Origin of the sequence: Daejeonella sp., assembly GCF_030684675.1 — a bacterium.
Classification (GTDB): Bacteria; Bacteroidota; Bacteroidia; order Sphingobacteriales; family Sphingobacteriaceae; genus Daejeonella.
Window position 1 is genome coordinate 55,400 of sequence record NZ_JAUXXZ010000059.1, and the last position, 22,176, is coordinate 77,575.

Consider the following 22,176-nt stretch of genomic DNA (forward strand, 5'->3'; position numbering starts at 1 on the left):
TCTTAATTTCTTGAATGAATAGGTGATCTTCTTTCCCTTAGAAAGCTGCCATCCCTTCCTGAAAATGCAGCTCTGATTCCTGCAGCCAGTGATAAAGCGATTTCTTCCGGATTAACGGCTCCAATATCGAGTCCAAGCGGGGCAAAGATCCTCGCCATTTCATCTCCTGTTACAGCTTGTCCTTCCTGCTCTAATTCGGCCCATATTCTTTCTGAGCGAACTCTCGGTCCGAGCATGCCAATATAGGAAGCGTTTGTGCTCAGTGCTTTAGGGAGATTTTTTTTATCCGTTTTATAATCATGCGACATTAGAATGATTGCCGTATGTTCATCAATTATCAATTCCGGAAATTCAGCCGGCGTCTTGATTTCATCTGCGATCCCCTTTATTAATGAATTGACCTTAATCAATTCGGCAACAATACTTACACGCCAGCCTAGCTCTTTAAACAAGCGGCTCATCGGATAAACATCGTACTGATGACCCATTAGAACCACATGAATCTCCGGGGGTAAAATCTCGATAAAGAGATCAGCTGTTCGGCCGTTCTGACTCTCAAAGCTGTATGGAGCTGATTTTTTCTCAGCTATCTGGTGCTGAATCTGCTTATCCATTTCAGCCTCAAGGATTCTGTCTCCAAAAATACTCAGACTGCCGGATCCTTTATATTTGATAATTTGGCCGGTTTTAGGCAATTGCCATTTTCCGTTTAAACTTGTAATTGTAATCAGTGTGTGAATCTCCCTGCTTTCCTGAATGCATGATTTTAATACCTCAACCTGATTTTGAGGGTTGTTGAAATCCAGGGGACAAAAGAGTACATCGATAATTCCATTGCAACCCAGGCCGACTCCAATCTGATGTGGATCATCTTCACTGGTATCATAGGTGATCAGAGTAGGGCGGGAGCTATTTATTGCCAGACGCGCCCTTTTTAATGCATCGCCTTCGAGGCAGCCGCCGCTGATACCACCAATCCAGGTACCGTTATCCATCACCAGCATCCGGGCTCCGGTACGCCTGTATGAAGACCCCTCAACCCGCACAACAGTTGCCAATGCAGCTTGCTGAGTGGCTTTATCCATTTCATCGTAAGCTTTAATTATGGCTTTAATTTCTTTCATTATTCAATAATATATATCTTTCCAATTAATTATTGATCAGGTTTAATGAATCTAAGGATATAAGATTTGGGTCTGATCTGAAATTACATTATTTTGAATAATATAAATTTAGATGAGCTTACAAAAATCTTAATTTTTTAATTATGAAGAGCACATTATTTGCGGCGTTTTTAATGTTTTTTGCTTTGTTTACATTCGGGCAAAGCGATAATCCCAAGTATGATCAGGTTTTAGCCAAATCTCTGGGTGGGGATGATTATGGCATGAAAATGTATGTCTTTGTTATCCTCAAAACAGGAAGCTATAGTCCTGAGAAAAAGATCAGCGATAGTCTGTTCATGGGTCATATGCAAAATATTAAACGCCTGGTGGATTCCGGTAAATTGATCGTTGCCGGTCCGATGAGGAAGAACGACAAAAACTACCGCGGCATATTTATTCTGAATGCACCTAGTCTTGAAGAGGGAAGGCTTTTGGTAGATTCTGATCCGGCTGTTCAATCGAAATTGCTTGATGCTGAACTTTTTCAGTGGTATGGCTCAGCAGCGCTACCTCAGTATCTGAAATATCATGAAGTAGTCGAGAAAAAGAAAATGTAACTGAACAGGAATGTCACTTATTTTCCAGTGCCTTTCTTACCGCTGGTGCAACCACCGAGCCATACAATTCGATCGATTTCAGGATGTTCTTATGAGGCATATCTCCCATACTCATTTGAGCCAGAAAACGGGTATGCCCAAAGAGTTCATGTTCATACAGAATCTTATCGATTACTTCCTGCGGACTCCCCACCAGTAATGCGCCTTTTGCTGATCGGGAATATTCAAATTGCTGCCGGCTTAATGGCGACCAGCCACGTTCCTGTCCGATACGGTTCATCATAGTTGCATAAGATGGATATAATTCATCGGCCGCCTGTTGAGAATTATCTGCAATATAAACATGCGAATTAATCCCGATCTGAAGTTCTGCAGGGTTTTTTCCACTTTTTTCGGAGTTTTGTCGGTATAGTTCAATAAAGGGAACAAACTGTTCGGGCATACCGCCAATAATAGCCAATGCCAGAGGAAGACCTAGTTTAGCTGCCCTGACTGCGGATGCAGGTGTACCGCCGGCGGCAATCCAAACCGGAAGTGAATCCTGGTAAGGGCGGGGGTAGATGCCGCGATTATCAAATGAAGGTCGGTGTTTACCATGCCAGCTGAGTACTTCATGCTGATTAATTTGCAGGAGCAGATCAAGTTTTTCTGAAAAAAGTTCATCATAATCCTGCAGACTATGCCCGAATAAAGGATAAGATTCAATGAAAGATCCTCTTCCGACCATAATCTCCGCCCGGCCTCCTGATAGCTGATCTATAGTTGCGAAATCCTGAAATACCCTGACCGGATCATCCGAGCTAAGCACAGTAACTGCACTGCTCAGTTTGATCGTTTTAGTCCGAACCGCTGCAGCTGCAAGAATAATTGCCGGAGAAGATACCGCATAGTCAGGCCGGTGATGTTCACCTATACCGAACACATCCAGACCAAGCTGGTCGACAAGCTCAATTTCTTCAAGCAAATCATTAATACGCTGATGGGTGTTTTTGCTTCTTGATGTATTATCAGGAAGCATATCAGCGAAAGTATAAAGGCCTAATTCCATATCAATTTTTTCATTAATTCAGCGCTATTTTTTCATTGGAATAATCGGTTTTAAGAAAATTCCATCCTCATCGCTGCATGTTGCAAATTTCGTTTTAAATATGAAAGGGGAAAAATTGCTATGGGGAAAAATTGTAATGAGGCTGTCAATTTATATTGGATTTATTACCAATTCGGATGAATCAAGCTACAGAAGAGGAGAAAAAAGTCTGACTGCTTTTTCCATGAATTTTTGAAGAACAGATCTTTTAGTCCATTCAGTTTGATTTAATTGTACAGAATCTTTCAAGTCATCATAAAATATACCAGCCAACTCATTAGCTACCTGCTTATCATAGACTATTGCATTAACCTCAAAATTGAGATCAAAGCTCCTTGAGTCCATATTAGCGGTACCAACTATGGCTATTTTAGAATCGCAAACCATGGTTTTTGCGTGAATCAAGCCTTTAGAATATTGAAAAACTTCGATTCCTGCATTTAAGAGATCTGAATAATAAGATCTTACTGCATAATCAACAAATTTCGAATCAGACTTCATGGGTACCAGGATTTTTACTTTTACACCTCCCAAAGCTGCGATGCACAGGGCATCTAAGAGGCTATCATTAGGGATAAAATAAGGACTTGTGATCAGAATTTCTTCGCTTGCAAGATTGATCGCCTGTAGTGTTGCATATAATATCACCGGGCTGGGAGAATCCGGACCACTTGCTGCAATCTGAGTAATTTTATTTCCTTTAACGGGAATGGAGCTAAGCGGAGGGAAAAATTTATCGTTAGGCTCCAGCTTTAGCTCAGCACAAAAATTCCAGTCGCAGAGAAAGAGGTATTGCAGGTATTGCACTCCCGGTCCGTCAATCCGGAGGTGGGTATCCCTCCAGAAGAGTTTGTCAGGCTGCCTGATGTCATTGATATATCTATCGCTGACATTGATTCCCCCGACAAAAGCAGTGATTCCGTCTATTACAATGATCTTACGGTGATTCCGGTAATTCAGTCGGTTGGCGAGAGTAATGAAACGAATTTTGAAAAAAGGAAAGGATTCAATGCCATGAGATCTCATTCTTGGCACCATTGTTTTTCTAATGGCGCGGCTCCCATAATCATCGTAGATGAACCTGACATCGATTCCTTCCCTGACTTTCTGTATCAGGATATTCTCGATCTCCCTTCCGATGTGATCATCTTCGAAAATATAATATTCGATGTGGATATGATCTTTCGCATTTTTTAAAGCTTCTAAAACATCCGGGAACTTATTTTCCCCATTGACCATCAGCTTTACCGCATTATCAGAAGTCAGAGGGCTAAGGGTATCTTTCAAAAGCAGGTTGGCCAGTTCTTCATTACTTTGAACAGTGGCATCGCTCAGATTAAAAGTCTGTTTAGAGTACTGGTAAATCTTTTCACGCAGTTTATCGGATAATTCACTGTTTTCAGTTAACTTTTTACTGTACATCTTCCGGTTTCGGTAGTTTATACCAAACGTGAAATAAAATATTATACCCAAAAACGGAACAAAAACAGCAAACAGGAGGTAGGCCAGACTTTTGGCATTAGTTCGGGTATCATAAATAATCCGGAAGCAAACCAGTACAAGAACCAGCAGGTAGACTATCTCAAAAATAAGCGTCCAGTTCATGTCTAAATATCGATTATTATTTGGTATGAAGATATAGTATTTCCATTGGAACTAAATATAGGTCTTGTTATTTAACCTGCTGGTATTCTTCGGATTCCTGTTAACCGAAATCAACATAAATAGAGACCTGGGTCATATTCTTATACCTATATTAATGTAAATTTGTAAATATAATTTATGCCGATGAACATCAGATTTTTAGCTTTATTATCAATGGTTCTTTTTTCCTGTGGAGATTCAGTCGAAACCATCAAACCGGCCATTGAATCTATTTCTCAATCAGTTTATGCATCCGGGGTAATTAAAAGTCAGGACCAGTACCAGGCTTATGCTTCGGTCAGTGGAATTATTAATCAAATCTTTGTTATTGAAGGTGATACAGTAAAAAAGGGTGATCCAATTCTGACAATTTCCAATGAAGTTCAGAAGCTGAATACAGAAAATGCCAGGATTTTCTCCGATTATAATGCCCTCTCTGCGAATCAGGGTAAACTTAATGAAGCAGCATCTTTGATTGAATTTACCCGGAATAAGATGCGAAATGATTCTGCTTTATTTTACAGACAGAAAAATCTTTGGGAGCAGGAGGTAGGGACGAAGGTTGACCTGGAGCAGCGAGAACTGGCCTGGCAAAACTCAAAAAACACGTATAATTCAGCATTAATTAGGTATAATGACCTGAAACGGCAGCTTAATTTTGCAGCATCCCAGGCCCGGAAAAGTCTCTCGATTTCTCAAACACTTGCCAATGATTATACTTTGAAAAGTGAAATTGATGGTATTGTCTATAATATTTATAAGCTGAAGGGAGAGATCGTTAGTCCTCAAACCCCTGTAGCAGTAATTGGAGCTGCTGATAAGTTTACATTGGAGATGCAGGTTGATGAAAATGATATTCTCCTGGTCAGAAATGGGCAAAAGGTATTAGTTAATCTGGATAGTTATAAAGGGAAGGTATTTGAGGCTGTGGTAAGCCGTATCAATCCGCTGATGAATGAACGGAATAAAACGTTTATGGTTGAAGCTGAATTTATTCAAAAGCCTGAGCGGATTTATCCTAATATCACGTTTGAGGCTAATATTATAATTCAGGAGAAGTCGGATGCATTACTAATTCCAAGGACTTATTTACTCAAAGACACCCTTGTGATTAAAAGCAGCGGGGATACCATTGTAGTAAAAACAGGGTTGAAAGATTATCAAAAGGTAGAAATTCTCTCCGGTATCAAGTCGGACGATGAGTTGGTAAAGCCTGAATTATGAATTACAAACTGATCGCCGACATTTCCCGTTCATTATTGTTTGCCCGATGGAAGCAGACACTGGTTGCTGCAATCGGGGTTACCTTTAGTATAACCATGTTTATCAGCCTTCTTAGTTTTATGTCGGGTTTAAATGATCTGCTTGATGGTTTAATTATTAACCGAACACCTCATATCCGCATGTATAATGAGATTAAACCTTCTGCTCAGCAACCGGTAAGCCTCTCAGAAGAATACAGGGATCACTATAATTTTATTAGTAAGGTTAAACCTAAAAAAGAGCGCCTCGAAATTTATAACAATGCTGCAATTATGAATTATCTGCAAAAGGATGACCGTATTCTTGGTATTGCCCCTAAAATTACTACTCAGGTATTTTATAATGTTGGTGCTATTGATTTGGCTGGGGCAATAAATGGCATAGATGTTGAAGCTGAAAATAAATTGTTTTTATTTCAGAGTTATTTGACAGAAGGAAATTATGTGGATCTGAAAAATACCCCAAACAGCATTATTCTTGGGAAGGGATTATCAGAAAAGATGCTTGCGGATATAGGGGATGTGATTCAGGTCACAACATCCAGGGGAGAACGAATGCCATTGAAAGTTGTCGGATTTTTTCAATCCGGATTGCAGGATATTGACAATACGCAAAGTTATGCCTCCATTACTACCACACAGAAACTTTTGGCGGAGTCGGGTTCCTATATCACAGATATTCAGGTCAAGTTGAAAGACATTAATTTGGCTCCGGAATTGGCATTGGAATATCAGAATTTATTTGATCTGGAGGCTATTGATATTCAAACAGCCAATTCTCAATTCGAAACGGGTAGTTCTGTCAGGACCATAATTTCCTATTCTGTAGGAATTACTTTGCTGATTGTAGCAGGCTTTGGTATCTATAATATCTTAAATATGATGATTTATGAGAAAATGGATTCAATCGCAATTCTAAAAGCTACAGGCTTTTCCGGGAAAGATGTGAACCGGATCTTTATCACCATTGCGCTTAGTATTGGTATTTTCGGAGGTATTCTCGGACTCATTTTTGGTTTCGGTCTTTCTGCATTGATTGATCAGGTTCCTTTCAATACACAGGCACTGCCTACCATTAAAACATATCCTGTTAATTATAATCCTATATTTTATGTCATTGGAGCAGTTTTTTCAATTGTCACGACATATTTAGCAGGTTACTTCCCTTCCCGGAAGGCCAGTAAAATCGATCCTGTAATTATTATAAGAGGCAAATAAAATGGATCTGAAAATTCTCGAGGCCAAAAGTGTTACCAAATACTTTCACGATCCAATTACCTATCAGGTACTCAAAGAGATCAGTTTCTCTGTCAATAGAGGAGATTTCATTTCGGTAATAGGCAAATCAGGCTGCGGGAAATCGACATTATTGTATATACTTTCAACAATGGATACCGACTATGAAGGAGATATTTTGATTGATGGTGAAAGTATGGTGAACAAAAAGGAAGCCGAGCTTGCAATGGTTAGAAATGAGAAAATAGGCTTTGTCTTTCAGTTTCATTATCTCTTGAATGAATTCTCTGTTTTAAAGAATGTGATGCTTCCGGGTTTGAAATCAGGAAAGTACTCAGAAGCAGAAGTGGAACACAGAGCCTTCGAAAAATTGAAAATCCTTGGAATAGAATCCGAAGCCTTAAAAAAGCCAAATCAGGTTTCAGGGGGACAAAAGCAGCGTGTGGCTATTGCCCGTGCCCTGATCAATGATCCCTTAATAATCATGGGGGATGAGCCAACCGGAAATCTTGATAAAAAGAACAGCGAAATTGTTTTCAATATCTTTCAGGAACTGGCAGAAGTATATAATCAATCCTTGCTGATCGTAACTCATGATAATGAGTTTGCAGCCCGTACTCACCGGATTATAGAGATGGAAGACGGGCGTATCATTAAAAAATAGGGTAGATAATTCTGCCGTTTTATTCAGTAAAACGGTTACAGAGATCTTCAACTTCGGAAATTATTTTTTTGATTCTGGGCTCTGAAATTTGAATTTCTTTCAGGACTTTTTCCTTGCCGATCAGGTTTTTACATAATATGATTCCTTTATCAAGCAATTGTTGTTTTTCAAATTTGCTTAAAGTGAGTAAGCTGGTTAAAGGGTGTAAACCCGATTGATCAATCAGCGATTTTAAACTTTTTCCTACTGGATAATCCCAGCTAAGCAGATACATTCCCATACAAAGGCCGTACTTAAGTGCATCACTCGAAAACCGGGTATTTGTAACCAGTCCGCCGATAAATATCGTGTCCTTATGCCCGGATTTCTTTTTTAGTTCCTGTTCTACATCCATGAATCTGGAATGGATATACAGGGGAACTTTTACATCGCAAAAACGACGCTGGTCACTGTGAAATTTACATTCCAGTAAGATGTGTCGATTATCCCGCTCCGCAATAATGTCTATCTCATGACTTACACAATGCCCTTCAACTATATTTCCTACCTCTGTTCGATAGTTTTTAAATTTCAATAATTCACTGATATAGTCTTCGAAAGGAAAGCCGGTTGGACCTAATTCAAGGATTGATTGTTTTAGTTTATATCTTGATGCGGAGTGGGAAGAACTCTTACGAAGATGAGCAAAAGCCATACGGTAGATTTCTTTCGTCGAAATGGAGTCCCTCAGTTCAGTCTTAACTTTTTCTACCACCTTATCAATAATATCATCTTCAGCTTTCGAACGTTTTAATGAATTTCTTAGCTTTTCTTCGTCAAATATGGTTCTCTCACCCGACATCTTGGTGACATAGATTTGTTTGGAATTCATTAATAAGGGTCTTAATTAATCATAAAATTCTTAATGCTCAATTATGTGCCCCGGCAAATTAAGAATGTTTTAGGGAAATTTAACGGCCATATTTTAAAATAATGGCTAATTGTCCTGCATGATATGCTGTATGAGTAATGATGCGGCCAAGTGCCTCAGATTTGGTCTTGGTGCCAAATTCTTTCGTGTTAATCGGATCTTCCCAGGCTTCGTCATTCTGAATTGAAATGGCTGTTTTTAATCCCTCGTAGGCTTTTTGATTATATTCAAGCAGATCGCTGAGATCGGTCCATTCACCTGTGTCCCTCTGGTCAATTATGGTTTGGGCATATACCTGAATACCTTCTGTTTTAAATACATTTTTCGCAAACAATAGTTCTACATCCGCAATATGTCTGATGATGAATCCGGCAGAGTTAGGAGCAGGGGCAAGTGTTTTTTTGAGGTCTTCTTCTTTAATTTCAAATAGTAGTTTTGAAAATCTGGTTCGTCCCTCTTCCCATAGTCTTAAAAAATGCTGATTACTGCTCATATATTAAATACCTTGTATTTGCCGTTTTTTTATGGGTTTATTCGTTAGAGGATATATTTTGTTTCAATTTTTTTGATTAAAAGCTCTTTTCAGAGTTAAAACTGACCAGATAGGTTTAAATTATCTGACCTTTACACAATCAGGCAAAATATGCCAATCAGATTTGCCTTTTTGCCAATCTGTGCCTGAGTTATTTTGTTAATAGTCTATTTCTTCTCTTTTTGAACAGTAGATAATCCAAAAGGCAGATATAATGGGCAAAAACTCATAAAGCTTGTTATTATAAAGGCTCCTGCGACAATTAAAAGCACAATTGCAAGTGTTCCTGAAATTAATTGCATGAAATAAAGAACTCCAATTAAAATTGCTGCCAGAATTCTGATGATTTTGTCGGTATTACCCATGTTTGCTTTCATAACCTTTTATTATTTGTTTATTAAATATACCAAATAATTTTAAAAATGAGATTCAATCAATTCATTTGAAATTCTTAGTTTGAATTAATCCTGAATGGTTAAAACTCTTTATCTGCCTATTTTTTTATGGTATTTAATTCTTTTGACTTTTGTAATGCATCATTGATGTTTAATACAATATTATGTTTATCAATTATTGAATATAACTGAGCTTTCAGCATTTCATGTCTGACCTCATGATTAGCTTCTGAAATTATAATTGTGGTACCTTTAGCAAGAAGCTGTTTACACATCTCTTTGAGGCGGTTAATACCGGTGGCATCTATAAAAGGAACATGCCTCATTCTCAGAATTAGAATTTCAGGTTGTTTATTCAGATCTGTAATCACTTCCTGAAATTTTTGAGATGCACCAAAGAATAGGGGGCCATTAATTTCATAGATCTGCACATTTTTTGGTATTCCTGTAAGCTCTTCTTCAAACAGTATTCCTTCGTTTTCAGACTTGGGTTCCAGTAGATTTCCGGCAGTCTTTATTGACGTTGCTTCACTCATCCGTTTCATAAATATAAAACTGGATAATATCATCCCTATTTCGATGGCTACAATCAGATCAAAGAAAACGGTGAGAAAGAATGAAGTCAGCAGCACAAGCACATCCATACGGTTGCTCTTCATCATCGAAAAGAAGTGATGCCATTCACCCATATGCCAGGCAACAACCACCAGAATCCCTGCCAGACATGGAAGGGGGATCAGTTTAGCAATCGGTGCGAGCAATAGCATAATTAATAATAGTACCAGTGCATGAAAAATTCCTGCAATTGGGGTTCTTCCACCGTTTTTTATATTGGTTGCGGTTCTTGCTATAGCACCGGTAACAGGAATGCCTCCAAATAATCCTGAAAAGATATTAGAAGCCCCCTGTGCTACCAATTCCATATTTGAACGGTGCCGGCCTCCAATCATTCCATCTGCAACAACAGCCGAAAGCAAAGACTCAATGCTTCCCAGTAAAGCGATCGCAATGGCAGGTTGTATTAGCAGTTTGATTGTAGCAAAATCAATACCCGGTACAGAAGGCATAGAGATTTTGTTTGGGATCTCTCCGAATTTACTTTCAATTGTTTCAACCGGCAGTTTGAAAAAATATACGACTGCAGTACTTAACACAATTACAACAATTGATCCCGGGATCTTCGTGCTGATCCTGTGAAAGTTCAGGGATAATAGCACAGTTCCCAGCGCAATGGCAAATGCGGTCCAGTTGATCTGACCAATATAATCCCCATATACCAACCATTTATTTACAAAATCCGGAGGTAAGTTCTGAATCGGGAGACCGAGAAAATCTTTTATTTGTGAAGAGAAGATGATTAGTGCAATACCGCTTGTAAAACCAACAATAAGCGGGTAGGGTATGAATCTCAGGTAGTTGCCAAGTTTGGCAAAACCCATTCCGAGCATCAAAAAACCAGCCATAAAGGTTGCAATTGTTAGTCCATCAACCCCGTGATCATGAACAATGGCATATACAATGACAATGAAGGCACCCGTTGGCCCACCAATCTGTACCCGGCTTCCTCCTAAAACTGAAACAATAAGTCCGCCAATAATTGCTGTAATCAGCCCTTTTTCAGGGCTAACCCCCGAAGCAATCGCAAAAGCAATTGCCAGGGGTAATGCTACTATCCCAACAATTATACCGGCTAAAATATCTTTACTGATCTGTTGTTTGCTGATACCCGAACGAAGAAGGGAGATAAATTTCGGGGTAAACTCATTCTGTTTCATATTCAAATCGTCTTTTGTGGAATTGATTCAGGAAAGGTTTTAAGCAAACAGTTTAATTTCTAATCCTTAAAGGTAATTGTAAATGTTGCTCCTTCATTGATTTTACTGTCCAGTGAAATTCTTCCCCCAAGGCTGTTGATATGATTATAGACCAGATACAAACCGATCCCCTTACTATCAGGATGGTCGTGGAATTTTTGATTCAGACCGAATACCTTATCCCTGACTTTTTCCATGTCAAAGCCCATTCCATTATCAGAAATGATCAGCTGACTTAGTCCATTCGACCGCCTGGAGTAAATTGATATAAGAGGAGGGATACCGGATCTGGCATATTTAATAGAGTTGGTAATCAGATTAAGTAATATGCTTTCCAGGTAATTCCTATTGAATTTGATCGTTTCAAGTTCAGAAAAATCTGCTTTTATACTAACATTTGAGCCCTCTAAGATAGACTGGATTGAACCTAATACCGAATTCAGATGCTGGTTGAGGTTTAATTCTTCAATCTGAATATTCAATTGGTCTTTTTGAGTTAAAACATCTACAGAATTGTTCAGGATCTCACTTAAATTTTCTGCTGATGATTTCAGGAATGTGAGATACTGTAAAATCTCGGGATCATCTACTTTTGAATCATCCAGAAGACCTACTAATGAGAGTAAGTTATTTATTGGAGATCTGAGGTCATGGGAAGTTGCATAAGTCAATTGTTTCAAATCCTGATGGCTTTTCGTTAGATTGGCAAGTTGCTGGTTTCTTTCTTCTTCCAGTTTCTTCTTGTAAGTAATATTTTTCGCTATGGCATAGATTAGTTTTTCCTTTTCAACAGGCATTGAAGTCCAGGAAAGCCAGATAATTCTCCCATCCTTTGTGATATACCGGTTTTCAAAGTTTATCAGTGGATTGCTTTCTGTTAAATACTCACGGGATTCGTCTGTCTTTATCTTGTCTTCAGGGTGTACAAAGCTTGAAATTGGTCTGGACGTAAGCTCTTCAACAGAATACCCTAAAGTACGCGAAACGGAAGGGTTAATCCTTTTCCAATACCCGTCAAAACCTGCAATGCATAGCAAATCAGGGGATAATTCGAAAAAATGCTCGAATTTATACAGGGAGTATGAATCCAGGCTCAGGTTTTTCATGACTAACATTTGGTAAATGTTTCGGAAAATTAAGAAAAAAGATTCATTTTTTAACGATTAGATCGTTACAACTATATACGAAAATAAACATGCTCAGTTGTGATTAATTAATTTTCTGATCTCTTTGATCTGAACCAATCATAGATCAGATGCTTAAATCCGCCTTTAATTTGAGAAGTATAAATACCAGTACCGCCTGAAAACAGGTACGAAAAGGCACAGGCAATGCCGATAAAATACATACTTTCCATTCCGAAGAGCTCTATGCCCAGAATAGTTGATGCAATGGGGGTATTACTTGCGCCTGCAAATATTGCTGCCAGACCCATTCCGGCAAGAAGAGCTAAGGGTAGAGGTACAAACCAGACCAGTGTATTTCCCAAAGCAGCACCAATGAAAAACAAAGGAGTAACTTCCCCGCCTTTGAATCCGGCTCCAATGGTGATGGAGGTAAACAAGAGCTTTAGCAGAAAATCGTAGGAATTAAGATCAGTTTTGAATGCACTTTCGATAATGGGTATGCCTAATCCCATATATTTATAACTACTTGTTATCCAGATAACTGCAGCGATAAAGATCCCGCCAATAAAAGGTCTGATCGGCGCATAATTTATCTTCTTGAAAATATCCGTACAGAAATGTGTCGTTTTGGAAAAAAGCATAGCGGCAAGTCCGAAAATCATTCCTGCCAAAGCTGCCCATAAAATGTTTACAGTACTCATCACCGGCACAAAAGGGATGTTGTATTGGGTATGACTGACATTCCAGGCTGTACAGGTATAATCGGCTATCAGGGCGGCTAATAAGCTGGGTAAAATAGCGTCATAGCGATATTTTTTCAGGATCAGTACTTCCAGAGCAAAAATAGCCCCGGCTATCGGAGTGCCGAATACGGATGCAAAGCCAGCACTGATACCAACGATAATCAGAATCTGCCGGTCTTGTTGCTCCAGTTTGAATACTCTGCTGAACTGGTCGGATATCGCTGCGCCCATCTGCACCGCAGTTCCTTCACGTCCCGCAGAACCACCGAAAAGATGAGTGATCAATGTTCCGAACAATACCATTGGTACCATTTTTAACGGAATCACCTGTTTTGGGCTATGAAACTCTTCCAGTAATTGATTATTGCCTTTAACTATATCGGTACCCCAATAATGATAGGCCAGGCCAATGATGAGTCCACCAAGCGGTAAAAAAGCAATTATCCAGAGATTGCTTTCACGAAGCTTTGTTACCCAATCTAAAGAAACCAGGAAGAAAACGGAGGCAGTTCCGGCAAGGATTCCTGCAATGATTGAAAGGGATACCCACTTTAAGATGTAAACCAGCAAATGACTTTGTACTTTATTTAGAATATTAGACGGACTCATTTTGCCATGATGCAGATTTACTGGTACGCGGATGATCTCGTATTGTGGAGGCTAATGTAATTTTTTTTTATTAATGTTTGAGATTATAGAGATTTTCTGCGAGGTATTGTGTGATTCTTAAGGAGTTCATTGCGAAGGAAGCCCGGCAGGCACAACAGAGGAATCTTTTTTAGGTAGCTTGATTCCTCGAGTTCTATTTATTTGGATTTCTCCATGACCTCTTTGACCTCTTCATCAGTCAGAAATTGAAAATGACTAAAAACAGAAGCGCCATTCAATCTTGTCAGCTGCCTGTATCCCACCATGGTATCTTGTTTGCTTTGAACAATTTGAATAACAACCACCAGGTCTTTTTTCCCTCTTTTTGGGTAGGAGTAATAAGCGAGTTTAGGTAATTTCATATCATAAGCTTTTACATCCCTACCGGGGTTTGGATAATAAAGGAGCGCAGTACCATTGTCAATTTCTTCCTTAGTTGGAAGACGGCCATTTACAACAGGAGTTCTTTCCCATTCCTTGATCTTGATCGGAGGAAAGAGTTCAGCGACAGACTTTTGATCCCTTTGTTTCATCTCCGCACAGGATGCAAGAATCAGCAGAATGATAATCCCGGTAATTTGTGTTTTCATCTCTTTTGAGCAATAATATTAATATGGTTTTCGGGATATTGGTCAAGCTCAAGATGAAGGCATTCGCAGCCTGATTCCATGATGGTCTTCAGGTTTCCATTTATTCCGATGCTACTGTATGGGAAATGATCCCCATGCCATTCGCTTTCATGCTCGTCAATAGTATCCCCAAAAGTGTAAATCAGTATTCCAGAATTTTTGAGCATCCTGCATAGTTTGGCGATAACCGGTTTTTGCATAGCCATTGGTAAATGAAATATGCTGTCCCAGGCAATGATCAGATCAAACTTCTGATCGCTTTCCCAATCGATGATATTGCAGTTTGTTAAATTAATATCCTTGTGTTCCGATTGTGCAATTGCGATCATCTCTGCTGATGCATCAATTCCGTACACAGTAAAATTTTCCTGGATTAATTTGCGGATTATACGGCCACCGCTTCCGCAACCCACATCAAGGGCAGAATTTTTATGCTTACAATAACGGATCGCCCGTTCAATCTGTTCTAAACCATACGAGCTGTTGACATGATTCTCATGCCACCACTTTGCAATTTTATCGTATTTTTTGCCGATGTCAGAATCCATGCAGTAAAAATATAAAATTTGCTATTCCCCTGATCTCAAAATCGTTTTTACATTTAGAATTAAATTATTTAATCTTAAATCAATATCGTGGACGAATTTATTGGTATTGTTAAACTTTTTTAGAGGCAATTTTGCGCCTCAGGCCGGGCTTTTTGTGATGGAGCTTTACTTTCAATTGCTCAGAATCAGGTATTATTTGCATTGCTGGGCAATCAATTTGGTGGTGACGGACTTACTACCTTCGCGCTTCCGAACCTTCAGCCCCTAATATCAGCAAACGAAGCGCCGGTTCAATATATCATCTGTTTGTTTGGGGTTTTTCCATCAAGAGGATAAAGAGTTTTTAGTTACCTGAATAATTTGGAATCATTTCAGGAATCATCCCATTTAAGCATAGTTTTTCTGAACCTGAATGGTTTATCACCAGTTTCAGATTCAATTCTCAGAAATTCTGTTGGCCCAGGGTTAATCGCGCCATCAGGTAACTCACTGTTGATTCTGCTCCCTGGTTGAGGTTTACATTATTGAGTTCAATTCCGTCATAGCATCCTCCCGTACAAGGATTATATACGATCTGATTTAAATGATTATTGCCTTGAAACCAGCTGAATGCTGATTCCATTTTTCTCCGGTAAGAGGGCTCCCTAAAATGCCTGTAGAATTTGCTCAACGCAATTATTGTATAGGCGACATCAATAGGTTGCTCACCTCCGGCATGATCAGCAGGTTGATTTTCGCCTTTTTGAAGCCAGGTTATATTAGAAATTACCTTGATATTGTCATCATTAAAGGTTTTTTCTAATAGAAAATCAAAGCTTGATTTGGCAATGTCTTTATAAACCGTTTTGCCGGTAGCCAGCCAGGCACATAGCAGGGCTTCAGGTAAAATGCTGTTCGCATAGGTGAGATAGCTTTCATACCAGGTCCAATCTTCATCGGATTCATGCCTGAACATTTGAACAAGGCGGTCTGCGAGTTCAATAATTAATCCATGATCTTCTTTTGAATTACGGTAATAAAGACCTTTGATGATGAAACCCATTGACCGTGTTGAGTGGGTAGTATAAGTATTCGGAAGTGCTTTCCGGATGATCAATTCAGCTTCTTCCCTGATTTCAGGTGGCAATAGTTCAGCAATTGAGATCAGGTAACCCAATGCCCAGATGGCTCTTCCGTTTGCATCAGAAAGATTGGTTGAATCATTTTGTTCGGTAAAATCTTTATCAGCATTCACATAATTGAGAAAGTTCCCCCCAGCCTGAATACAGTATCCTATAAAGTTCAGATAGATCTTAATATATCCGATATCGGCTTTGTCGCCACACATTTCATAATGCTGACAAAGGGCTATCATAGCTCTTGCATTATCATCCAGTGTATATCCTGACTCCATATCGGGATGATTAAGCTTTGAAAACTGGATCATTCCAAACTCTGTAGTCATATTTTTTATATGCGACAGATTTAACTCTGGCAAATTATAACGCAGTTCAAGTTTTTCATGACTTATTTTCTCAATTAAAAGGGCATGGGCAATAGCCGAATTTTCCCATGATGTAGCAGCCATCCTGTGTAATCCATTTGAACTGATATTGGTCCGCAGAACTTCATCATCCATTAAACTGTTGACTGCATCGGCCAGTTGATCCGGATTTTCGAAGTCAAAAATTATCCCCGCATCATTGCCTAAAACCTCGAGGGCATGTGGAATTGGAGTGGAAATGATCGGACATCCTGAACTAATGGCATAGGAAAAAGTGCCACTAACAGCCTGATTTCGATCTTTTGAGGTGAATAAATAGACATCCGTAAGCTGCAGGTATTCCAGAAGTTCAGGCAGCGGTAAAAACTGGTTCACAAAGCGGATATGCTTCTGAAGATCTAAGGATTCAATTATTGACAACAGCATTTCCCTGTACCATTCCCCTTCCTGTTTAACAACAGAGGGATGTGTTTTTCCAATGATCAGAAAAATAATGTCGGGATCCCTTTTAATGATATCAGGCAATGCATAAAGTGTGGTTTCAATACTCTTTCCTGAGCTTAAGAGACCAAATGTGGAGAGTACTTTTTTGCCCAGCAGATTATATTTAGTCTTTAGATGTGTTGCATCAACCTGTGGAACCAAATGTGTACCATGTGGTATGATCACGATCTTTTCAGATTTTATGCCATATTCCTCCATTAAGATTTTTGCAGAAGAATGGGTCATAACAATAATAGATTCTGCAGCAGCGGCAATATTCTGAACGTTTAATTTTAGTACTTCATCAGCACGAGGTAAAACGGTGTGAAAGGCAATAATGACAGGTTTTGTAATGGATTCAATCAGTTTAATGAATTTGACTTCTTTTTTGGCGAAGAATCCAAATTCATGCTGTATGATGACCATCTTGATCTCAAGATTTTGACTGATCTTATCTGCGAGTTTTATAAATGAGTCCTCTTTGTCGGTATTCAGGATATATTTGATAGCATCAGGGTAGCTGTGTATTTCATTTTCTGATTCAAGCGGACAAAGACTGATATTAAAAGATTGACCGAATTTATTGTTCAGGACTTTTATCAGATCCTGTGAATAGGTTGCAATACCACACTCCCGTGGGGGAAAAGAGCTGATCACCAGGATTTCGGGCAGATTAAGTATTTTGGCTGGTGTTTTATGGTTCAGAATCGTTTTTTTGTAGCGCGTTAAATTAAACTGAGCAATATTATTGCCTGTCATTGGCCTGTCAAGAAGGTATGTTTCAGTTCTCATCGTTTATGGGATGTTTTAGCAATTCTTTGATTAATTCAGATAGACTCATCGAGGCAGTGGCCACCCGTTCATCGGCTGCGCCATAATAAATGTAAAGTGTGTCGTCAAACAAGACCGCTCCTGTTGGGAAGCAAACATTATTGACTTCTCCGTTTAATTCCCAGCTTTGTTCCGGTTTAAAAAGAGGGTACGGAAGGCGGGCTATTTCTTTTTGCGGATCATCAAGGTCTAAGAGGGCTGCACAAGCAGAATACACATATCCTTTGGTAGTATCGTGTACACTATGGTAGATCAGGAGCCAGCCTTCTTTAGTTTCGATAGGTGGACATCCCCCACCAACATAGCTGATTTCATGTTTGTATTTAGGAGAGATAACGATGCAGCATTCAATATTAAGGAAATAGTTTTGCCAGAACTCTTTAGTAAGCTCTTTCAAATCTTCGACTGCAACTACTTGAATATCAGGTTTTATCCTGTGCAGGAATTGTAATTTTCCATTTATCCTGCGGGGGAAAAAGATCACATTCTTATCCCACATCAAAATGTTTACATCCAGTTTTTCAATACTATGCCAGGGCTCATTATAACGAAGGTATTTTTCGTTGATCGATTTTTTTGATGCAGCCAGGTGATTGAATTCCTGAAAGGTCATTTGTGGACTTATTATCCCATGTTTCTCCCATGTTTTAAGATCTTTTGAGGTAGCAAGAGCTCCCAGCGCATTGATACCATCGTAAGCAGTATAGGTGAGATAGTAGAGATCATCAATCTTTGTAATCCTTGGGTCCTCAACACCATGCAATTCATAGGCTGCCTGCGGAAAAATAAGCGGCGTATCTGAGCGTTCTGTTATTGTTAGCGGACCATTAAGTTTACAATAGCCAATAGTCGAATAATTGCCTTTACTGACTGCCCTATAGAACAAATGAACCTCTTCGCCAATCCGGATCGCGGCAGGATTTAATACACCTTCATTTTCAAATCCCAGCGCGGTTTTTTCGATTAGAATACCTTCTTTTATAACTTCGATCATGATTAATTTGGATGAATATCCTTTAATAGTAATACAATCTGAGAATTATAAAGGTGCTTAATAAACGCCCGAAAGGCTTACATAACAAAAGGAAAAGCTTATATTATTCACACTTTGGGGGGCTTGAGTGAACTGGATTAAGGAAATTTTCAGGATCCATCGCAAAGGGGTGAAAATCGGGGTAGTGCTACCGATTTTTCAGGGAATTTCAAGAAATCATGACAGGGCCTTAATCGCAGAATGTTTATCCGGCAATTTTATTGATCATTCCATTGAAAATAAAGCCATGAAATGGAAGAACTGCATACCAGTAAAGCCGTCCTAATACACCCAGGGGTCTAAAAGTCGCGGTTTGAGTTAGGATATCATTTTCGTCAATTTTAAACTCCAGCCAGGCCTCACCGGGTAATTTCATTTCGGCATACAATAGCAGTCGCTTTTCATCTTTATCGGCCAGGAGTACACGCCAAAAATCAAGCGCATCACCTGAAACTATTTCAGTATCGCTTTTTCTTCCTCTGCGCATTCCAACACCTCCGGCAAGCTGATCAAGAAATCCTCTGATTTCCCATAACCAGTTACCGTAATACCAACCATTTTTACCACCTATGGACCAGATTTTTTCCAGGGAAGCCTGACTGTTTTTAACCTCAACTCTGCAGATGTCTTTAAAACAACCATTTACTGGAACTTCAATGAATTTTGAAAACCCTTCCCTGAATATATCGCTTGTTTGTGCATCCTTCCAGCTGGAAAGCACCTGGTTTTGTTCTATTTTGTCGAAAGCGAGTTTTATGGATGTGTCGAAATCAACCAGGGTTATACCCAGCATTTCAGCTAAGTTATTGGGTTTACAAATCACTTCAACCTTCATACTGTTTACTAAATTCTTTGCGAGAGCATAGGATGTTGCCGTGACAAAATATAACCAGTAAGAAGAAATTTTTGGAGTCATTACCGGTACAATAAGTATGCGCCGCTTCAATCCCCGGATCTTTGCAAAATGCAAAAGCATTTCTTTATAACTTAAAATATCTGGTCCGCCGATATCGTAGCTCTTATTGTAAGTTTCGGATTTACCAATTGCACGCTCTAAAAATTCCACAACATTCCGAATAGCGATTGGCTGGCACCTTGTTTTCAACCAGCGGGGAGTAATCATAAAGGGTAATTTCTCCACCAAATCGCGAATAATTTCAAAGGAAGCACTCCCGGAGCCCACGATAATACCTGCTTTTAGGGTTGTGAGTGCAAATTTGGAACCCGAAAGAATAGTTTCGACGTTTTTACGGGATGACAAATGTTTAGATAGCTCTTCTGCATTGCCGATTCCACTCAGATAGATCACTTGTTTGGCATTTGTTTGTTCAATCCGATTTTTAAAATTGCTGGCACAAAGCTCCTCCATGTTTTCGAAGTCGCCGCTTTGTGTTGACATGGAATGAATGAGGTAATAAGCTACATCAATATCATTTGGAATTTCCTGCAGACTTGACTCATTTAAAAAATCTGACTCAATTACGGTAAGATTTGACGTCGAATAATTTTTCCTGTTAAATCTGTTTTTATCCCGCACACAACAGATGACTTCATGACCATTTTCCAATAAAACGGGCAATAATCTTTGTGCAATATATCCGGTTACACCGGTAAGCAGAATTTTCATGGATTAATTATGTATGGGAATTTAATTAAAGGTAGGGTTTAGGAATTAAAATGGGGGTGTATGTCAGTATTAGGATTTTTGGATTGATAGGAATGTTAGGATTTCTCATGTTAATCATCCTAATCATATAAATCATAGTTCAGATATCAGCTGTTCGATATGCTTTTCAAAAAAAGCCTAATTTCTACTACCTGTGAATAGTCCTGAACGTGAGGTTTACTCTGGGCCTGCTGATTAATTTGGTAGGAGGGAGCCTGTGCAGCCAATAGGATTGTGTATTGTCCTTCATAACAAGTAAACTGCCATGCTCTAAAACTAGGCTGATAGTTTCTTTATTTTCTTTGTGTTTGAATGCAAATTTTCGTTCTGCACCAAAACTTATGGATGCTATTGCTCCGTTCTTCTTCAAATCCTTTTCAGCATCACTATGCCAGGCCATGCCTTCTTCACCGTTATGATACAAGTTTAAGAGACAGGAATTAAAGGTTTCACCGGTTTGATGTTCAATGAGCAATTTAAGTTCCAGCAGTTCTTTAGTCCAGGGTAATGCTGATTTTGTGGTGTTGGAGTAGGTATATTCATAGGACTTGTCTCCATACCAGGCAACTTTTCGTTTGGTGATGATTCTTTTGCCATAGATAATAGCCTCATCATTACGCCATTCAATTGAATCCAACAAGGTTTTAAGATAATAATCAGCCTCTTTTTGATTCAGCACTTTGCCATAGTAATTTACTGTTCCGTCTTTGGGCAGGTAATTTTTGTTTATATCTGGAAGGGTATTGAATAGGTCCATTTGCTAAATTAAGAATTAGATGATGCGGTGTAGATCCCGTTATGGTCGAATTAATTGTTGATAATCGATTCATTACACCAGTCAAATTTACCTAAACTCTGTCTGAAATAGGATTGGTAGGATTAAGATGATTAATAGGATTTTTCAAAATCATCTTAATCACCAAAATCACAGTTCAGGCACCGTTATCCACCCATTATCTGAACTATGATTGTTTTGATTTTTGTGATTTTTCTGATTAAGGTGATTCTGCTTTTTCATAATAATCCTGCTAATCCTACTAATCAAGTAAATCCTAATTCAGACTATCCTGCTTGTAATTAGTTTCGCAACCAATAGATTTGGAACCCAGCACAACCAGGCTACAATCACATAAGCTTTATTAAAATCGCCAAAAATCATGATTAAAATCGGAAGCCATATTCTTAATGTTACAGCTGCAAAGCATGCAGCATAGCTATAAATCATCATTTTTTGATGTTGTTCAATCCGTTTGTTTCGGATATGTAAATAGGCCATCAGAGTAGTGTAGAACCAGATAATACCCAAAGAAATAAAACCCAGGGAGCTTACGATGCCACCGGTAGCATAAAATCCGATGTAAATTCCTGCAATCGAACTTAGAAAAACTGCTATCAAGTAAAGCTTGCCAACCTGTCTATGCAGCAAAATATTCCTGGTCCGCATTTTTGAATTGAATTGGATCCAGCCAATAAGTAAAGCAAGTCCTCCTAAAATTATGTGGGTATAAAAACCAATGTTCCAGAATATGTTGTTTAATAATTCAGTTTTTTTTGAAGATAACAGGCCAAATTCTCTGGGGATCAGGAAATATATACCCGGATAAAGTCCGATAACAATAGCCATGGTCACAAACAAAATCCAGGATGTTTTTTTTATCATAATAGTATACGAAGCCGGTTTGCCAAACAAAATTCTTTATAATTTTTTTATTTGCTGA

20 protein-coding genes and 1 pseudogene are annotated in these 22,176 nt (G+C 38.9%); 5 read left to right on the top strand and 16 right to left on the bottom strand.

Annotated features, from left to right (window positions below; genetic code table 11):
- Nucleotides 1–2: 2 nt before the first annotated feature.
- Nucleotides 3–1,124 (bottom strand): XdhC family protein, encoded by a 1,122-nt coding sequence (locus Q8M41_RS12725; protein ID WP_305365659.1) that lies wholly within the window; start codon nucleotides 1,122–1,124, stop codon nucleotides 3–5.
- 143 nt (nucleotides 1,125–1,267) lie between these two features.
- On the opposite strand from Q8M41_RS12725, the gene Q8M41_RS12730 reads away from it, so the two are divergent.
- The gene (locus Q8M41_RS12730; protein ID WP_305365660.1) at nucleotides 1,268–1,723 is read left to right on the top strand and encodes a YciI family protein; all 456 of its coding nucleotides are present in this window, start codon (nucleotides 1,268–1,270) and stop codon (nucleotides 1,721–1,723) included.
- A 13-nt stretch (nucleotides 1,724–1,736) separates the two neighbouring features.
- Here the strand turns inward: Q8M41_RS12730 and Q8M41_RS12735 are convergent, their stop codons facing one another.
- Entirely contained in the window at nucleotides 1,737–2,771 is a 1,035-nt protein-coding gene (locus Q8M41_RS12735; RefSeq protein ID WP_305365661.1) for an LLM class flavin-dependent oxidoreductase, read from the bottom strand.
- 186 nt (nucleotides 2,772–2,957) lie between these two features.
- Complete coding sequence (cls, locus tag Q8M41_RS12740; protein ID WP_305365662.1) at nucleotides 2,958–4,415, bottom strand: cardiolipin synthase; 1,458 nt, start codon at nucleotides 4,413–4,415, stop codon at nucleotides 2,958–2,960.
- A 183-nt stretch (nucleotides 4,416–4,598) separates the two neighbouring features.
- Here cls and Q8M41_RS12745 point away from each other — a divergent pair, with 183 nt between their 5' ends.
- Genes Q8M41_RS12745 through Q8M41_RS12755 form a run of 3 tightly spaced genes read left to right on the top strand, consistent with a single transcriptional unit; the run spans nucleotide 4,599 to nucleotide 7,616 of the window.
- Nucleotides 4,599–5,678 (top strand): efflux RND transporter periplasmic adaptor subunit, encoded by a 1,080-nt coding sequence (locus Q8M41_RS12745; RefSeq protein ID WP_305365663.1) that lies wholly within the window; start codon nucleotides 4,599–4,601, stop codon nucleotides 5,676–5,678.
- Entirely contained in the window at nucleotides 5,675–6,934 is a 1,260-nt protein-coding gene (locus Q8M41_RS12750; protein ID WP_305365664.1) for an ABC transporter permease, read from the top strand. Before Q8M41_RS12745 ends, Q8M41_RS12750 begins: the two co-directional genes overlap by 4 nt.
- A 1-nt stretch (nucleotide 6,935) precedes the next feature.
- Nucleotides 6,936–7,616: an ABC transporter ATP-binding protein gene (locus Q8M41_RS12755; RefSeq protein WP_305365665.1), complete on the top strand. Its 681-nt coding sequence runs from the start codon at nucleotides 6,936–6,938 to the stop codon at nucleotides 7,614–7,616.
- Between the two features lie 19 nt (nucleotides 7,617–7,635).
- Here the strand turns inward: Q8M41_RS12755 and Q8M41_RS12760 are convergent, their stop codons facing one another.
- From Q8M41_RS12760 to Q8M41_RS12795, 8 genes are all read right to left on the bottom strand, one after another.
- A complete protein-coding gene (locus Q8M41_RS12760; protein WP_305365666.1) occupies nucleotides 7,636–8,487 on the bottom strand; it encodes an ATP cone domain-containing protein in 852 nt (283 codons plus the stop codon).
- Nucleotides 8,488–8,566: 79 nt separating this feature from the next.
- Nucleotides 8,567–9,019 (bottom strand): DinB family protein, encoded by a 453-nt coding sequence (locus Q8M41_RS12765; protein WP_305365667.1) that lies wholly within the window; start codon nucleotides 9,017–9,019, stop codon nucleotides 8,567–8,569.
- A gap of 206 nt (nucleotides 9,020–9,225) precedes the next feature.
- Complete coding sequence (locus Q8M41_RS12770) at nucleotides 9,226–9,435, bottom strand: DUF2892 domain-containing protein (RefSeq protein WP_305365668.1); 210 nt, start codon at nucleotides 9,433–9,435, stop codon at nucleotides 9,226–9,228.
- A 116-nt stretch (nucleotides 9,436–9,551) separates the two neighbouring features.
- Entirely contained in the window at nucleotides 9,552–11,228 is a 1,677-nt protein-coding gene (locus Q8M41_RS12775) for a SulP family inorganic anion transporter (protein WP_305365669.1), read from the bottom strand.
- A gap of 59 nt (nucleotides 11,229–11,287) precedes the next feature.
- A complete protein-coding gene (locus Q8M41_RS12780) occupies nucleotides 11,288–12,373 on the bottom strand; it encodes a PAS domain-containing sensor histidine kinase (protein WP_305365670.1) in 1,086 nt (361 codons plus the stop codon).
- A gap of 107 nt (nucleotides 12,374–12,480) precedes the next feature.
- Nucleotides 12,481–13,746: a voltage-gated chloride channel family protein gene (locus Q8M41_RS12785; protein WP_305365671.1), complete on the bottom strand. Its 1,266-nt coding sequence runs from the start codon at nucleotides 13,744–13,746 to the stop codon at nucleotides 12,481–12,483.
- Nucleotides 13,747–13,943: 197 nt separating this feature from the next.
- Complete coding sequence (locus Q8M41_RS12790) at nucleotides 13,944–14,375, bottom strand: hypothetical protein (protein WP_305365672.1); 432 nt, start codon at nucleotides 14,373–14,375, stop codon at nucleotides 13,944–13,946.
- Nucleotides 14,372–14,962: a class I SAM-dependent methyltransferase gene (locus Q8M41_RS12795; protein WP_305365673.1), complete on the bottom strand. Its 591-nt coding sequence runs from the start codon at nucleotides 14,960–14,962 to the stop codon at nucleotides 14,372–14,374. The genes Q8M41_RS12790 and Q8M41_RS12795 overlap by 4 nt, the downstream gene beginning before the upstream one ends.
- A 141-nt stretch (nucleotides 14,963–15,103) precedes the next feature.
- Between Q8M41_RS12795 and Q8M41_RS18220 the strand changes: the two are divergent.
- Nucleotides 15,104–15,298: pseudogene (locus tag Q8M41_RS18220) on the top strand (phage tail protein); the annotation flags it as partial.
- Nucleotides 15,299–15,404: 106 nt separating this feature from the next.
- On the opposite strand, the gene Q8M41_RS12800 reads toward Q8M41_RS18220, so the two are convergent.
- The 5 genes from Q8M41_RS12800 to Q8M41_RS12820 all read right to left on the bottom strand — a co-directional run bounded on the left by Q8M41_RS12800 (nucleotide 15,405) and on the right by Q8M41_RS12820 (nucleotide 22,118).
- Complete coding sequence (locus tag Q8M41_RS12800; protein ID WP_305365674.1) at nucleotides 15,405–17,720, bottom strand: glycosyltransferase; 2,316 nt, start codon at nucleotides 17,718–17,720, stop codon at nucleotides 15,405–15,407.
- Nucleotides 17,710–18,753, bottom strand: a complete 1,044-nt coding sequence (locus Q8M41_RS12805; protein ID WP_305365675.1) for a hypothetical protein — start codon at nucleotides 18,751–18,753, stop codon at nucleotides 17,710–17,712. The genes Q8M41_RS12800 and Q8M41_RS12805 overlap by 11 nt, the downstream gene beginning before the upstream one ends.
- A gap of 244 nt (nucleotides 18,754–18,997) precedes the next feature.
- The gene (locus tag Q8M41_RS12810) at nucleotides 18,998–20,419 is read right to left on the bottom strand and encodes an SDR family oxidoreductase (protein ID WP_305365676.1); all 1,422 of its coding nucleotides are present in this window, start codon (nucleotides 20,417–20,419) and stop codon (nucleotides 18,998–19,000) included.
- A gap of 187 nt (nucleotides 20,420–20,606) precedes the next feature.
- Nucleotides 20,607–21,215 (bottom strand): alpha-ketoglutarate-dependent dioxygenase AlkB, encoded by a 609-nt coding sequence (locus Q8M41_RS12815; protein ID WP_305365677.1) that lies wholly within the window; start codon nucleotides 21,213–21,215, stop codon nucleotides 20,607–20,609.
- A 300-nt stretch (nucleotides 21,216–21,515) separates the two neighbouring features.
- Complete coding sequence (locus Q8M41_RS12820) at nucleotides 21,516–22,118, bottom strand: DUF2306 domain-containing protein (RefSeq protein WP_305365678.1); 603 nt, start codon at nucleotides 22,116–22,118, stop codon at nucleotides 21,516–21,518.
- Nucleotides 22,119–22,176: the final 58 nt, after the last annotated feature.

Bases quoted from the DNA above. Each gene is read 5' to 3' on its own strand.
- Q8M41_RS12725 (WP_305365659.1), bottom strand. From the start codon at position 1,124: ATGAAAGAAATTAAAGCCATAATTAAAGCTTACGATGAAATGGATAAA.
- Q8M41_RS12730 (WP_305365660.1), top strand. From the start codon at position 1,268: ATGAAGAGCACATTATTTGCGGCGTTTTTAATGTTTTTTGCTTTGTTT.
- Q8M41_RS12735 (WP_305365661.1), bottom strand. From the start codon at position 2,771: ATGGAATTAGGCCTTTATACTTTCGCTGATATGCTTCCTGATAATACA.
- cls (WP_305365662.1), bottom strand. From the start codon at position 4,415: ATGAACTGGACGCTTATTTTTGAGATAGTCTACCTGCTGGTTCTTGTA.
- Q8M41_RS12745 (WP_305365663.1), top strand. From the start codon at position 4,599: ATGAACATCAGATTTTTAGCTTTATTATCAATGGTTCTTTTTTCCTGT.
- Q8M41_RS12750 (WP_305365664.1), top strand. From the start codon at position 5,675: ATGAATTACAAACTGATCGCCGACATTTCCCGTTCATTATTGTTTGCC.
- Q8M41_RS12755 (WP_305365665.1), top strand. From the start codon at position 6,936: ATGGATCTGAAAATTCTCGAGGCCAAAAGTGTTACCAAATACTTTCAC.
- Q8M41_RS12760 (WP_305365666.1), bottom strand. From the start codon at position 8,487: ATGAATTCCAAACAAATCTATGTCACCAAGATGTCGGGTGAGAGAACC.
- Q8M41_RS12765 (WP_305365667.1), bottom strand. From the start codon at position 9,019: ATGAGCAGTAATCAGCATTTTTTAAGACTATGGGAAGAGGGACGAACC.
- Q8M41_RS12770 (WP_305365668.1), bottom strand. From the start codon at position 9,435: ATGAAAGCAAACATGGGTAATACCGACAAAATCATCAGAATTCTGGCA.
- Q8M41_RS12775 (WP_305365669.1), bottom strand. From the start codon at position 11,228: ATGAAACAGAATGAGTTTACCCCGAAATTTATCTCCCTTCTTCGTTCG.
- Q8M41_RS12780 (WP_305365670.1), bottom strand. From the start codon at position 12,373: ATGAAAAACCTGAGCCTGGATTCATACTCCCTGTATAAATTCGAGCAT.
- Q8M41_RS12785 (WP_305365671.1), bottom strand. From the start codon at position 13,746: ATGAGTCCGTCTAATATTCTAAATAAAGTACAAAGTCATTTGCTGGTT.
- Q8M41_RS12790 (WP_305365672.1), bottom strand. From the start codon at position 14,375: ATGAAAACACAAATTACCGGGATTATCATTCTGCTGATTCTTGCATCC.
- Q8M41_RS12795 (WP_305365673.1), bottom strand. From the start codon at position 14,962: ATGGATTCTGACATCGGCAAAAAATACGATAAAATTGCAAAGTGGTGG.
- Q8M41_RS12800 (WP_305365674.1), bottom strand. From the start codon at position 17,720: ATGAGAACTGAAACATACCTTCTTGACAGGCCAATGACAGGCAATAAT.
- Q8M41_RS12805 (WP_305365675.1), bottom strand. From the start codon at position 18,753: ATGATCGAAGTTATAAAAGAAGGTATTCTAATCGAAAAAACCGCGCTG.
- Q8M41_RS12810 (WP_305365676.1), bottom strand. From the start codon at position 20,419: ATGAAAATTCTGCTTACCGGTGTAACCGGATATATTGCACAAAGATTA.
- Q8M41_RS12815 (WP_305365677.1), bottom strand. From the start codon at position 21,215: ATGGACCTATTCAATACCCTTCCAGATATAAACAAAAATTACCTGCCC.
- Q8M41_RS12820 (WP_305365678.1), bottom strand. From the start codon at position 22,118: ATGATAAAAAAAACATCCTGGATTTTGTTTGTGACCATGGCTATTGTT.